Raw genomic sequence first — 14,239 nt, forward strand, 5'->3', positions numbered from 1 at the left:
TATACATAAAACATATTCAATTTTAAACAATAAAAATTTAAAACAAACGAAAATACAAATACAAATTCATTATTAATAACATTAATGGCATCACATATTTATTCTAAAATATTAATTAATATAACGATGCAAATAAAATTTTATTTTTTGGTTGCAAAATCATCATTTTATAAAATTTTATTTAATTACACTAAAACAAAAAATATGTTTAACAATATTTAACTTGAAATATTTTATATCTTACTTGCCCTTGTGGAGTATTAATTCGAACAATATCTCCTTCTTTATGTCCAATTAACCCTCTAGCAATGGGAGAATGGATAGAAATCATACGTTCTTTCAGATTCGCTTCATCATCCCCCACAATACTATACGTTTGTCTATATGTTGTCTCTAAATTTTCAACACCAACTGTCGCTCCAAAAACTACTCTGTCGCCAGTAGAGAGTTTAGCAACATCTATGATATGCGCAGAAGCAAGTTTAGACTCTATTTCTTGAATACGACCCTCACAAAATCCTTGTTGTTCTCTAGCAGCATGATACTCAGCATTTTCTTTTAAGTCTCCATGCTCCCGCGCTTGAGAAATATTTTGTATAATTTCTGGGCGACGAACATTTTTTAAATAATCCAGTTCTTCTCTCAACTTTTCAGATCCACGTAAAGTCATTGGTATACGCTTCATGTTGCACCTTTATCCATATTGCATATGTTTAAACAACCAAGTTACACAGAAAATCATGATCAATTTTAAACATTATATATTTGTATCTTTAAAAAATAAAAATTGTTATGTACTTAATTTCTTTGAAATTTAATTAACAACATCTCTCTTAATATACATCTACTATTTTCGAGGTGGTATATGTTTTATAAAACATCACAAATTACGATACCATGCATGATATTAAAATTTTTTTTAAACTTAGGTGGTACATTATGTATTTTGTTTTAAAATAAAATTAATTAATCTTAGTTCCTACTCATCGTCTTCTGTACGTATAAGAGTTGATTCTTGACTTTGAGTATGATGGACAATAAACCTCATAATATTATTGCATAACGATAATACATTTGTATTATACATAGAAGATATGGAGTAGTAGCGCTCTTTCCATTTTAAGGAACTAATAATATGATGAATCCTTCTTTCCGCCACGTACCGTTCCAACAAATCTATTTTATTAAATATCAACCAACAAGGTTTATTAATTAAACTTTTATTGTAATTGCTTAACTCATTCTTAATAGTAATAATATTTTCTAATGGATCGGAATCATCCGAAGGTGCAATATCAACAAAATGTAATAACATTTGACAGTGTTCTAGATGCTTCAAAAACCGCATTCCTAATCCTAATCCATGAGAAGCACCTTTAATAATACCAGGAATATCCGCAATAACAAATCTATTGTAGTTATTAATTTGTACCACACCTAAATAAGGTATTAATGTAGTAAATGGATAATTTGCCACTTTTGGTTTAGCTGATGATATTATACGAATAAAACTAGATTTTCCAGAATTGGGTAATCCAAACATCCCAACATTTGCTATTAGAAGCAGTTCTAATAGCAAATGTTGGGATTCTCCTGTTGACCCATATGTATTACAAATTTTCTTATGACTCACCACAGAAGATTTAATATGTCCATTTCCCACGCCACGGAGCCCTCCTTTAGCCACCATTAACTGTTTTTGGTGAATACCCATGTATCCCAACAATTTGTTTGTTTTTTTACAACTCACTCTAGTCCCCCACGGGACTTTTACAATAAAATCTTTACCTCTTTTACCAGTACAACCACGACTACGGCCACTTTGTCCATGTCCAGCTCTAAAAACACGATTATAATGAAAATAATTTAAAGTATTAATATTAGGATCTGCTAATAACCAAACATCTCCGCCACTTCCTCCATTACTACCATTAGGTTTCTTCAAAAACGAAGCTCTTCTTCCTGATTTTTGGAAACTAATACACCCATTTCCTCCATTACCAGCAATAACCGTAATATTTGTCATATCGACAAACTTCATACAATATATCCCTAACATATCGTCTATATTTGTGGTATACAAAAATTTTATCACTTAATAAGTGATGTAAATTCACAATAATAGAACCCATTAATGTTATTAAAATAACGTTTTCAGTATTTTTTACTTTTACCGCTATCAAAATGTATAATTATTTTACTCTGTAAATCTGTATAAACACATGAAATGTTTTCAAATGATTTGATGTCCCATTAAACAGCACATACTTCATGTTTACGATACTAGTATGATCATTACTGTAATTATATCAGTGCCGTCTCATCAGGATCTTACCTATATTTTTAAAAATAAGAATTTAATTGTTAAGTAACATTAACTACATTACGTTTTTAATAATGTAGGAACGATACTAATAAATTTTCGACGCAATGCTCCTTTTTGCTCGAATAAAACTTTCCCAGATTTTAAAGCAAAAAGAGTATAATCTCTCCCGCAACCTACATACTTTCCTGGATGAAACCTATTACCACGTTGGCGCACAATAATAGTACCTGACGATACAGATTCACCTCCAAAACATTTAACTCCTAAACGTTTACTACGTGAATCTCGACCATTACGAGTAGAACCTCCAGCTTTTTTATGTGCCATTTTTATTCCCTATTTCTTAATGATTTGGATTGCAATTGCTTATGCTTATTATTTTTATTGTTGTGAAACATTGACGATGTCCTTGAAATTTACGAAAATGTTTACGACGTCTAAATTTAATAATCTTTATCTTCTGATTAAGACTGTGAGCTACAATTTCTGCTATAATTTGTCCATTTTTTACAAAAGGACTCCCTATTTGCAGGTAATCATCACATTCAATAAGCAATATTTGATTAAATTCAACTTGATTACCAATGTCAATACCAATCTGTTCTATATGAATTAATTGGCCTTCAACAACACGATACTGTTTGCCGCCAGTTTGGAAGACTGCATACATAAATAATAATCCATCTCTTGTTTATAATCTGATATTATTCCCATACGTATTCTTATACATTAAAAAAAAATGTTTCTCAACACAATAATAAAATTTACTGCACACTCACAAATATAGTTTAACTTAATACAAATCGACTTGCATACATAAGTAACATATAGATACATCAACATTTTATAGTTATAATAATATTAATGAATATTGATCAAATTTCCAAGCTAACTGAACAAGATATGGAAGATGTGAATTCAGAAATTCACACACGATTAGCATCTGAAATTACTTTAATTAACAAACTTGTTCAATATATTATGAATAGCGGAGGAAAACGAATTAGACCTATGATCACCTTGCTGACTGCAAGGGCATTACATTATAAAAAAACACAGCATATTACTATTGCTACATTAATAGAGTTTATTCATACTGCTACTTTGCTGCATGATGACGTAGTAGATAAATCACACATGAGGCGCGGCAGAACAACTACTAATATAATTTTCGGTAATGCTGCTAGTGTATTAGTAGGGGATTTTATATATACACGAGCCTTTCAAATGATGATTGAACTAGAATCTCTGAAGATACTATCTTTGATGGCAAATGCTGTTAATATAATTGCAGAAGGTGAAATATTACAATTAACACATTGCAATGACCCAACTATTACCATCGATAGTTACATGAAAATTATTTATAGTAAAACTGCTCGTTTATTTGAAGTGGCTTCTCAGTCATCTGCTATTTTAGCAGATGCTAATGCTTGTCAAGAAGAAGCATTACGTAATTATGGACGATATATGGGCATTGCTTTTCAACTAGTTGATGATTTATTAGATTATTCTGGATCAGAAACAGTATTTGGAAAAAATATCGGAAATGATTTAAATGAAGGAAAACTGACTCTTCCTCTTCTACATGCTATTCATCATAGCACCTCAAAACAAGCATCAGTTATAGTTCAAGCTGTTAAACAAGGTAACACACGTCACTTATTAAATATAATTTTAGATACAATGCATCAACATGGATCATTAGAATACACTCGACAATGCGCTGAAACAGAGGTTAATAAAGCTATTTCTTGTCTTGATATTTTACCTCCTTCCCCTTATCGACAAGCATTAGCAAGTTTAGCAGCTTATATAATCCAAAGAATATATTAGATTTTTATCTGTAAAATCATAAATATATACAATACCCAAATTCTACATAAAATATAAAAAGCATAAATCACGACGTTTATACATATATAAATACTTATTTTTTACAAAACATGTAAATATTTTTATTGTTATTAATAATAAAATATAATAATTTCATGTCAATAAACATATTGATTATACAATATATATGACATATGATTTACTTTTAACCTTATTATTTACACAGATAGGAAATATAAATGTATTTCAATCAAGTACCAGCAGGAAAGAATATTCCAGAAGACATATATGTAATTATTGAAATTCCAGCGAATTCTGATCCAATTAAATATGAAATTAACAAAAAAACAGGAATAATATTTGTTGATCGTTTCTTACTAACGCCTATGTTTTATCCTTGTAATTATGGTTATATCAATAAAACTTTATCGCTAGACGGAGATCCAATAGATGTATTAGTACCTACTCCATATCCTTTACGATCAGGTTGTGTAATACATTGCCGTCCTATAGGTATGCTTAACATGATAGATGAATCTGGAGAAGATTCTAAAATCATTGCAGTTCCTCATGATAAAATATCAAAACGATATTCATTAGTTAAAAATATAAGTGATTTTTCAATGTTATTACGCAATCAAATCAGTCATTTTTTCAAAAATTACAAAGAACTAGATTCTGAAAAGTGGGTAAAAATAAAAGGTTGGAGCGATATTAACACTGCTAAAACGGAAATTTTAAACTCTTTTGAACGTTTTAAAAAAAATATGTAATTCTATTACACTTTATATTGGATCTCGCACATTTTATAAAATATTGGTTGCATGTAAATATAAAGTATAAAAAACTAAAAATCAAATTTATATAATAAGTCGATCGCTTGTTGATTACTACCAGACGTAACTTCTAAATACAGTTGCGAACATAGATGATAACGCGCCGTTATCGTTGTCAATAAATCAAAAATACCAATTCCATAGTTAATTTGAAAACCAGGAGCAATATATCCACTTAACGCAACCAACGGTGCAGTACCAATATCTTGAGTATTTAATGTTAAACCTTGAACACCAAATACCTTTCCTATTTTGTTAATAAACTTTTCACTATTCCTGACACTTGCACCAATTAATAACGATGTTACTATATTCGTATCCGTATTAAAAATAATTGCATTTTTACTGTCGCCCAATAAATAAGATGTTATCTCTTTCGAAGAAAGAGATAACGAATTAGATAAAATTTCTATTTTTGGTTGACTAAAAGTCCCGGTGATCCGTGTACCAACTATACTCCCTTCTTTAATACTAGAAGGATCACAAATCGCTTCAATATCAATATATGGTTGATTTATCGCCCCAGAAAATAGTAACTGTCCTTTTTGTATCATTAAATTTTGTCCATATGCTTGAAAGAAACCAGAAGGTATATCAATATGGCCTGTTAATGCTAAGTGATTATTATTATATTCAATTTCTAAATTACCCCTTAATTTCGCACGAAGACCCAATCCGTTAAAATTAACATCGTTACCAAGACACACATTAATATTAGAAGAAAAAGAAATAAATAAATTTTTATCATTATTTAAAATAGGTTGGAAATTATCATCTAGCAAAATTTCTTCTGAAGAAATATTTATTATATTTTTTGAATATTCCTTTACTGCAATATGCGCCCAAGGAATCTCGATATTTCCTGCTATATGAATTTTTTCTGAAGTAATTATACAAGTAATATCAGGAGATATTTTCATTCTTATTTCTGAAGAAATACAAAAATTAATTTGGTGACCTCGTATTTTAAAAAATGCTCGTATATTACTAATAGAATCAAAATTAGTAATGTTCCCATTGACATGCAACCTACATCCGTAATCTGTATCTATTATTCCATTTAATAGAGCATGATCTCCAAAAAATTTTATAAATAGTTGACTATTTTTTACAAAAAATGGTGTATCAGGTTTATTGATATTAAAATTGTGTAATTGAGCTGTACCATAAATTTTTAGGTGATTTTGATATCCGTAAAAATAAATATTTAAGTTTAATAAACCATTAATAGGTTCTTTTAATGAAATCAATGAATTACAGAAAGGTAGTAACGAAGTATTTTCCATATATATATTACCTACTACTTTAGATGTAGTATCTGATTTAGTTATTTTAAATGACCCATGATTTTGATCATCGTGTCCAATATTCATGAACCACTTGCAATACAAAGTAGTTTGTGTTAACACGATTTTCGTGGTTATGTTGTTTATTGTAATCGGAAAATTTGACGGGTCTTCAATAGTACACTTAAAGTTACATTTCTTTACTGACAATGAAATGATACCATTAGGCAATGGTGTTCCTAATATCCAATCACAACACGTACAACATATACGAACGGTGTCCACGTTTATTAATTCTGGTAATAAAATTTTTAAAGAAACTGCATTAAAATCTTTAAATATATCATTCATCTTATTCAATATCTTCGTTTTTAAAACACTGGAAATAGGCATTGTGCAATTAATAATTTCCCAGTCATGCGAATTCAAGATAACTTTTCGAGTCAAATGTTGATAAGTAAGAACCATGTCTTGCATTAGTTTCCATGTTCCTGTTGGAGTAACAATGCTTGTTTTATTAATTTTACTACGCCAAATTTTATGAAAAAGATCTAAATTTCCACAAAGTTTTACTTGACCAGATAACATGTCTCCGTGAGCAATTAAATTCAAATAATGTTCTTTAACATTACCTTGTCCTTGCATAATTAATTGATGTAACGATAAAATTCCACATTTTATCTGATCTGCTTGAAAAAAAATTTTGCTTTGTGTGACAGTATCACAACAAATATCACCATGTACCATTATTTTGTCAACATTAAGGTTCTTATCGCTCCAATACAAAGAACACGCATCAATGCTCAACAATAATCTAGGGGAGTATTTAACAGGACTATATAATTTAAATTTTCCAAATACACTGCCATTTAGACCAGGTACAATCACGTTGCAATCTGGAGCTGAAAACACAATGTTAAAAGTAGAATCTTTTTTTAAGTCTTCTTGTATTTCTAACACGTTAGGGCCCCATTTAATCAATAATGTGGGTATTTTCCATACACCAATTGAATTATTGTATAATACACCTACGCATGAAATACTATTATTTTCCATGCTCCCACTAATATTTAAATCAGATATCATTATATCCCAAGCATTAGGACATACATGTCCTTGCATACTGATATTACCTGACAAATTGACAGGATATTTTAACCACTTTTGAGAAATATTTATTTTGTTTAATACACATACACTATTCCAACTAATCGTATCGTCCCAATTAACGACTCCTTGTATATCCAGATATTCTTCTGATATAGTTATTCTTAGTTTAGAAATAGAACAACTATTAACATCTCCTTGAGCATTCACAACCATATTCACTAATGATGAAAATTTAGAATTACTTAATTGCGATATTATTTGAATACAATAATTTCTTATTTCACCACTTACAGATACATCAATCTCTTCTATTAAATAATCATTCAATCCTAAAAAAGAAAGTGGTATTTTCCTACCTACTACAGATACATTGATAGGTGTACCACATTGCATTATTTTAGTTTTTAATAAAACATGAGCTGTAGAAACAAAACCTAAAAAATCGCAATAAAAACATATTTCATTGTATAATTCTCCTGCTATAACTAATTTTATTTTGCTCACCCCTTTTTTTGCCATATTCATAGACTGATTACTGATCTTAGAATCATACCTCATATAATTGACAGTTATATTTATTGGGTAATGATCTTTGAATATTATGTTACCTATTGCATTAATATATCCATGCGGCAATTCAATGTTCAATTTTATATTTATAGTTTGGTTACATAAATATGTTTGTAAACAAAAATTATTAATAATATAGGAATTATGATTATTAAAAATGTAAAAGTTCTCTCCTGTTATATCCTTCACAATTATATTGACAGGAAGATTAAAAGAAGGTAATTTCATTAATAATTTACTAGACAATGATTTTAATAAATACCTTATATTCCATTGATTGCTATACTTGTATATATCTATCGCATTGGTTGTTATGTTGAATGTCTTGACATTAGAAATATTTAGAACTGCTCCTTTAATATTGATAGGTAAAACTGTCAACAAATTCTTTTGAAATATTAGTCCACCAGTATCTAATTTTATTAGCTCCAATGTAATATTATTTAAATGAACACGAGTATTATTCAATACTATATTCTTCAGTATTATGGGAAACGGGATAGAAAGAATATTATCTAGTTTTATACTTTCATATTTTTTATATAATTTATTTGTTGTGTCATTTTTTTTTATTTTTATGCAAACATCTTCCAAAAAAAGATGATTAATGTATATTTGTTTATTCCATATATATTTTAGATTTAAAATAACATCACATGCATCAACTTTGATTATACCTATCGAGTTTTCATATACTACATGAGTAACATTAAATTTACCCCAGCCACCAGAAACAGAATCAAATTTTAGACCAGGAATACAATATGTAATTCCTGTAAGAGTCAAATATGTTCCTATATTAGTACCTAATAAAAACACAAAAACCCCACATACTATTGACATCCATGCTAAAAAAATAACACAGATTTTTTTTATACAAATCATAAATCCGGCCCCAAACCGACATATAAATATAAAAACTGACGATTTATCTTACCTTTATGCATTAATGGGGTTGCGACATCCAATTTTACAGGACCTATTGGTAATTGCCAACGCGCCCCGATACCTATACCAGATCTAAGATTATCCCATTTGATATTATTAGTAATCTCCCCTGCATCTATAAACATAGCTCCCCACCACTTATTAATCACATTATACTGATATTCAAACGTAGTAGTAATGAGCTTAGCAACGACACTCTTAAAACATTTAGTATTATCATAAGGATATAAAGATTTATATTTATATCCACGAATACCATTGTCTATGTTAGAAAAAAATCGAAACATTAAACCAATAGATGAAAAATTGTTGGTATCTATCCAACTTAAATTGCCACGAGCCAAAATACGATGTTTTTTTAAAAATGTCCGCACCCAAATATTTTGAACTTGCACAGCAACAAAATTAATATCTGATTTCCAACAATTATTAGATATATTTATTGAGTAACGCTGGCTATCTCCCCAATATGGGATTATTTCACCTCTCTTCCGAACACGGGATATGCTTATCCCTGGATAAATGAATATTATATTTTTAGTGATATAACGATTAGAACAATAATTAAAGTGCCAATGCACATTAATTGAACGTTGCCATTTGTGAGAACAATTCCAATAACGAGCCATATTTACAGTCACAGCACTGGATTGAATGTTATCTGTATCTTCGTGTATCAAACCTCCTTGTAATAAATAATATTGTTCTAATGGATTGGAAAATAATGGAATTTTGTAACTTAAATCAAGAACTTGTTCTGGAGTAGATAAACTAAAATTAGTTTCTAAACTATGCCCATATGCATTAATCCATGGTTTTTTCCAAATAATTTTAGTTCTAGGACCCACGTCAATAGTATAACCAGACCCGATTGCAAAATTATTTTTTGCACAAGGATCAAGAAAAATATCTAATATTATTTTTTTTTTTTGTTGAAGATGCATATAATCTGAAGAAATTGATACTGATTCAAACCAATTAGTGTAAGAAAATCGACGATTTAATTCCATAACGGATGCAGCACTGTAATGTTCTCCCAAGCGTATATTAGATATGTTTTTTAAATAATCCTCCTTAATTTGATTACCATGGAATTTAATTCTTTCAAAAACATAACGCTGACCACTATAAAAATCTATATTCCAAACACTTTGATAACGAGAAGGTATAACAATAAGTTGACTATTTTGGAACTTAGCATCAAAATATCCTTTGAATAAAGCTAAATTATACAGTTTATTTTTAAACTGTTCATAATCTTTGTGACTTAATCTTTTTCCAATAAAAGATTTGCTATCTTTTATTATTTTTTGATAATCAACATCCTGTGCACCATCTCCTTGTATAACGACATTTACTTCAGTTACTATAACTGGAATCCCAGGCTCAACTTTAATAACTAATAAACCAGAATTTTCATTCAAAGACTTAAGTGGGGAAAAAATCAATGTGGGCGCATAATAGCCTAATGGGCGCAGTCCAGTTCTAATTGCATTATCTATTTTTTTTTTAAATCTAAATCTACATATTTTACATTAGTATGTATACTCAATAATTTCTGACGCACATTATAATCTAATTCACTATCTAATCCTTCTACTCTTAAACTGATACTGCTATCACATATTAGTGGTATAAAAAAATATATTATTAAATACAACCTTATTATCATATATTTTTTAAAATCCCGAAAAATATATCGAATCATTAACTATATTATATATATATATATATATTAATGTATGAACTCAATCATAATATGATTGTGTCTTTTTTATGTATATTACTAGTATCTTACTGACAATGCTGACAAAATAATACTATAAATTGAAAAATTTAAATACCGACAATAGTTATTGATATTAATTATTTAATTAATATACATACAATCAACAAACCAATTAATACGATGAAACTTGAAAACCAGGATTTAAAAAAGACCGATCAATATTTTTATAGTGCAAAGGCTTGCCGTTCCAATCATTAACTGCAGCGCCAGCGGTTCTAGCTATTACATGTCCAGCAGCTGTATCCCAAATTTTAGTACAAGAAAATCTTGGATAAAATTGAGCGCTACCTTCTGCTATTAAACAAAATTTAAATGAAGATCCAATGTTAACAATTTTATAGTTTTTCAATTTTTTTAAATAATTATATAATTTATATCGATCGCAAGAAAAATCACTACTACGACGACTCATCACTATAATTGGATCACGAACCATACGTACTGTAATGTTTATATATTCTCCTCGATCATTAATCTTCCATACTTGTCCATTGTCTGCAGCATATAATACATTGTACACTGGAACATATACTACTCCCATAATAGGTTGACCATACTCAATGAAAGCAATATTAACAGTGAACTCACCATTGCGTAATAAAAACTCTTGAGTTCCATCTAAAGGATCTATTAACCAAAAACAATTTTTATCTCTACATTCTCTCCATCTAGTAATATCTTCTTCAGATAAAATTGGAATTTTAGGCGTCAAATTTTTCAAATAATACACAATAACCTTATGAGAAAATAAATCAGCATTAGTGATAGGAGATGTATCTAACTTCTTGCACGCATTTAATTTTAAACCTCCGTTATAAATCCTCATAATTTCTATTCCAGCTGTACGAGCAATATAACTTACTTTTTCCACCATTTTATGATAAAAAACCATAACATATATCCTTATTAACTTTTTGAGCGAGCATAAGATAAGCTCAAAACACAACATATTAATCATGTATTTATAAAAATCAACACTTAACTTTAAGTAATCATATAATAATGATTATTAGTTGAAATAAAAGATATACATCTTCATGTTTATATTTTCTTAAAAAAGATGTATCCCTTACTTACATTTCTATTTTGCAATAATTGAAAAGGGTTTATAGAATTTTCTTATACGACTTAAATAATAATAATGAAAATTATTGTATTATTTATGGATTATTTAATTTTCATTATTTAACCAAGAATAATAACGTTTATTTTGGCAAAAATATCGTTATAAATATGAATATTTATATTATATGTACCAATAGTTTTTAATACATCATGGTTAGGTAATCTAATCTGAGATTTAGAAATATTAAAACCAGAAGCGGCTGTGATCGCAGTAGCTATATCACGAGAACCGATAGAACCAAATAATTTCCCTTCAACACCTGATTTAGCTTTAATAGTAATACTACCTAATTTGTTGATAGTTTCTGCGCAAAATTCAGCTTGAGTTTGCGCTGCTATAGTTTTAGATTGTAACTCAAGTTGTTGTGCTTTAAATATTTCAATATTTTTTTTTGTAGATGGTATTGCTTTAGATTTGGGTATTAAAAAATTACGAGCATAACCTGAACGTACGATAACTTCTGATCCTATACTTCCAAGTTTATCGATATTACTTAATAAAATAATCTTCATTGTTATTTCCGTTTATAATATATAAACATTATACTAATTCTCAAGAAACTACAATTACTGATGATGATCAGTATACGGTAGTAAAGAAAGATAACGTGCTCTTTTAATGGCACGTGCTAGCTGTCGTTGATATCTTGCTCGCGTTCCAGTAATTCTGCTTGGAATGATTTTTCCACTGTCTATAATAGAATGCTGTATTGTAATAAGATCTTTATAATCAACATAAATACATTTTTCTGCCGTAAACCTACAAAATTTTCGATGACGTATAAAACGTGCCATAATTAATTAACTCCATACTCTATCATAAAATTCGTACAAATTTAATGAACTTATTTTATAATTAAAAATTATTACTTTTTTAAAATAAAAAGTAATCGAAATATTTCTAGATTTTCAATTATCATTTTCATTGTTAAAATCCACAAACATTTCATTAAAACTAACACAATACTAATAAATATTTATTTAAATAAAACTAATAACTTCCTCCGTACTTGATGTGCATAATATATTTTATTGTACTATGTACTATTTATGTAATACTCTTGATTTTCTTCTCTTTTTTTCATCATAGGAGATGGTTCAACGACCGCATATTTAGTTCGTATTATCATACTACGTATGATTTTTTTGTTAAAATGACAATCATCATTTAATTCTTTAACAATATCTTGAGATACTTCTATGTTCAATAACACATAATAAGCTTTATGCAACTTTTTAACTGGGTACGCTAATTGGCGACGTCCCCAATTTTCTATGCGATGAATTTTTCCTTGACCATTAGTAATAATGGTGGTGTAGTGACCAATTATATTAGATATTTCTTCTTTAAAATCAGGATGTATCATAAAAACTATTTCATAATAACGCATATATTATTTTCCCTTCATTATAATTTTTCCACTTTTATTGAAAGAATAACATTCTTAAAAAAAAATATAAATGTTTATATTTCTTGCGTATTTTATTCTTAAACGATCGTTTATATAAATTTTAAAACTTTATTTTCTTGAAGAAACTATACCCACATAATGACAAGAAGCATTATTTATATTGATTACGTTGTCTCAATGCTTCAAATAAACATATTCCTGTAGCTACTGAAACATTAAGAGATGTTGCAACCCCTAACATTGGAATAGTAATTAGTTCATCGCAATTTTTTTGGGTTAGGTAACGAATACCATCGCCCTCGGAACCCATTACAAAAGCTAATGGCCTAATTAATTTACTGTTAAAAATTAGATGTTGAGATTTTATTACAGTGCCAATAATCCAAATATTATATTTTTGAAGTAATCGTAACGTCCTAATTAAATTAGTTACTTGCATAAAAGGTACATTATCTACAGATCCACTAGCCACTTTTCTAACTGTTCCATTTAAACGCGCTGAACGATTACGTGGTGCAATAACTATATGCGCCCCGGCTGCATCTGCGGATCTTAAACATGCACCCAAATTATGTGGATCAGTCACTCCATCTAATACCACTAATAATGGTGTGGTTTTACATTTCATTAAAAAATTCGGCAAATCATTTTCTTGCATACAACAATTTGTAACTATTTTGGCAATGATACCTTGATGCAACGCACCTCGCGCTTGAATATCTAACTGTCGGCGACTACATTCTTGAATACTAATTTTACATTGTTTTATTTGATCAATTAACAATTTCAAACGCAAATCTTTAGATTTATGCATAATACACACAGACAAAATTCGCTGGGAATAATTGTCTAAAACCGATTTTACAGAATGTATACCATATACTAATTCGCTCATTTCACTTATGAAAATAATTAGTTCCACATAATATTCGAAATAAACTTTGTAAAATACATTGTATACCATGTTATTACTAATGACATGGTATACAATGTATTTAGAT

Annotated in this window: 14 protein-coding genes; 2 read left to right on the top strand and 12 right to left on the bottom strand. The window is 28.8% G+C overall.

Features of this window, described 5'->3' with window-relative positions; translation table 11 throughout:
- Positions 1-208: 208 nt before the first annotated feature.
- The 4 genes from greA to rplU form a co-directional block, all read right to left on the bottom strand.
- Positions 209-685, bottom strand: coding sequence for a transcription elongation factor GreA (greA, locus tag M9397_RS02190; RefSeq protein WP_250226762.1), 477 nt, complete (start codon positions 683-685; stop codon positions 209-211).
- A 294-nt stretch (positions 686-979) separates the two neighbouring features.
- Positions 980-2,041, bottom strand: a complete 1,062-nt coding sequence (gene obgE / locus M9397_RS02195; protein WP_250226763.1) for a GTPase ObgE — start codon at positions 2,039-2,041, stop codon at positions 980-982.
- 342 nt (positions 2,042-2,383) lie between these two features.
- Entirely contained in the window at positions 2,384-2,653 is a 270-nt protein-coding gene (rpmA, locus tag M9397_RS02200) for a 50S ribosomal protein L27 (RefSeq protein ID WP_250226764.1), read from the bottom strand.
- 16 nt (positions 2,654-2,669) lie between these two features.
- Positions 2,670-2,996, bottom strand: coding sequence for a 50S ribosomal protein L21 (gene rplU, locus M9397_RS02205; RefSeq protein WP_250226765.1), 327 nt, complete (start codon positions 2,994-2,996; stop codon positions 2,670-2,672).
- Positions 2,997-3,190: 194 nt separating this feature from the next.
- Here rplU and ispB point away from each other — a divergent pair, with 194 nt between their 5' ends.
- Both ispB and ppa read left to right on the top strand, forming a co-directional pair.
- Positions 3,191-4,162: an octaprenyl diphosphate synthase gene (gene ispB, locus M9397_RS02210; RefSeq protein WP_250226766.1), complete on the top strand. Its 972-nt coding sequence runs from the start codon at positions 3,191-3,193 to the stop codon at positions 4,160-4,162.
- 239 nt (positions 4,163-4,401) lie between these two features.
- Positions 4,402-4,935, top strand: coding sequence for an inorganic diphosphatase (ppa, locus tag M9397_RS02215; protein WP_250226767.1), 534 nt, complete (start codon positions 4,402-4,404; stop codon positions 4,933-4,935).
- 74 nt (positions 4,936-5,009) lie between these two features.
- On the opposite strand, the gene tamB is transcribed toward ppa, so the two are convergent.
- From tamB to rlmB, 8 genes are all read right to left on the bottom strand, one after another.
- The gene (tamB, locus tag M9397_RS02220) at positions 5,010-8,849 is read right to left on the bottom strand and encodes an autotransporter assembly complex protein TamB (RefSeq protein WP_474198193.1); all 3,840 of its coding nucleotides are present in this window, start codon (positions 8,847-8,849) and stop codon (positions 5,010-5,012) included.
- Positions 8,846-10,336, bottom strand: coding sequence for an autotransporter assembly complex protein TamA (locus M9397_RS02225; RefSeq protein WP_250226769.1), 1,491 nt, complete (start codon positions 10,334-10,336; stop codon positions 8,846-8,848). Before M9397_RS02225 ends, tamB begins: the two co-directional genes overlap by 4 nt.
- 74 nt (positions 10,337-10,410) lie before the next feature.
- A complete protein-coding gene (locus M9397_RS02230; protein WP_250259624.1) occupies positions 10,411-10,584 on the bottom strand; it encodes a hypothetical protein in 174 nt (57 codons plus the stop codon).
- A gap of 229 nt (positions 10,585-10,813) precedes the next feature.
- A complete protein-coding gene (gene cysQ, locus M9397_RS02235; protein WP_250227204.1) occupies positions 10,814-11,575 on the bottom strand; it encodes a 3'(2'),5'-bisphosphate nucleotidase CysQ in 762 nt (253 codons plus the stop codon).
- A gap of 311 nt (positions 11,576-11,886) precedes the next feature.
- On the bottom strand, positions 11,887-12,339 hold the full coding sequence (gene rplI / locus M9397_RS02240; RefSeq protein ID WP_250226771.1) for a 50S ribosomal protein L9: 453 nt from the start codon (positions 12,337-12,339) through the stop codon (positions 11,887-11,889).
- A gap of 54 nt (positions 12,340-12,393) precedes the next feature.
- Positions 12,394-12,621 (bottom strand): 30S ribosomal protein S18, encoded by a 228-nt coding sequence (gene rpsR / locus M9397_RS02245; protein WP_250226772.1) that lies wholly within the window; start codon positions 12,619-12,621, stop codon positions 12,394-12,396.
- A gap of 242 nt (positions 12,622-12,863) precedes the next feature.
- The gene (rpsF, locus tag M9397_RS02250) at positions 12,864-13,217 is read right to left on the bottom strand and encodes a 30S ribosomal protein S6 (protein WP_250226773.1); all 354 of its coding nucleotides are present in this window, start codon (positions 13,215-13,217) and stop codon (positions 12,864-12,866) included.
- Positions 13,218-13,389: 172 nt separating this feature from the next.
- Positions 13,390-14,133: a 23S rRNA (guanosine(2251)-2'-O)-methyltransferase RlmB gene (rlmB, locus tag M9397_RS02255; protein WP_250226774.1), complete on the bottom strand. Its 744-nt coding sequence runs from the start codon at positions 14,131-14,133 to the stop codon at positions 13,390-13,392.
- Between the last annotated feature and the right edge of the window lie 106 nt (positions 14,134-14,239).

The sequence above is a fragment of the Blochmannia endosymbiont of Camponotus sp. C-003 genome, from assembly GCF_023585685.1.
GTDB lineage: Bacteria > Pseudomonadota > Gammaproteobacteria > Enterobacterales > Enterobacteriaceae > Blochmanniella.

Bases quoted from the DNA above. Each gene is read 5' to 3' on its own strand.
- tamB (WP_474198193.1), bottom strand. From the start codon at position 8,849: ATGATTTGTATAAAAAAAATCTGTGTTATTTTTTTAGCATGGATGTCA.
- rpsR (WP_250226772.1), bottom strand. From the start codon at position 12,621: ATGGCACGTTTTATACGTCATCGAAAATTTTGTAGGTTTACGGCAGAA.
- M9397_RS02230 (WP_250259624.1), bottom strand. From the start codon at position 10,584: ATGATAATAAGGTTGTATTTAATAATATATTTTTTTATACCACTAATA.
- rpmA (WP_250226764.1), bottom strand. From the start codon at position 2,653: ATGGCACATAAAAAAGCTGGAGGTTCTACTCGTAATGGTCGAGATTCA.
- rplU (WP_250226765.1), bottom strand. From the start codon at position 2,996: ATGTATGCAGTCTTCCAAACTGGCGGCAAACAGTATCGTGTTGTTGAA.
- rpsF (WP_250226773.1), bottom strand. From the start codon at position 13,217: ATGCGTTATTATGAAATAGTTTTTATGATACATCCTGATTTTAAAGAA.
- ispB (WP_250226766.1), top strand. From the start codon at position 3,191: ATGAATATTGATCAAATTTCCAAGCTAACTGAACAAGATATGGAAGAT.
- rplI (WP_250226771.1), bottom strand. From the start codon at position 12,339: ATGAAGATTATTTTATTAAGTAATATCGATAAACTTGGAAGTATAGGA.
- ppa (WP_250226767.1), top strand. From the start codon at position 4,402: ATGTATTTCAATCAAGTACCAGCAGGAAAGAATATTCCAGAAGACATA.
- obgE (WP_250226763.1), bottom strand. From the start codon at position 2,041: ATGAAGTTTGTCGATATGACAAATATTACGGTTATTGCTGGTAATGGA.
- greA (WP_250226762.1), bottom strand. From the start codon at position 685: ATGAAGCGTATACCAATGACTTTACGTGGATCTGAAAAGTTGAGAGAA.
- cysQ (WP_250227204.1), bottom strand. From the start codon at position 11,575: ATGGTGGAAAAAGTAAGTTATATTGCTCGTACAGCTGGAATAGAAATT.
- rlmB (WP_250226774.1), bottom strand. From the start codon at position 14,133: ATGAGCGAATTAGTATATGGTATACATTCTGTAAAATCGGTTTTAGAC.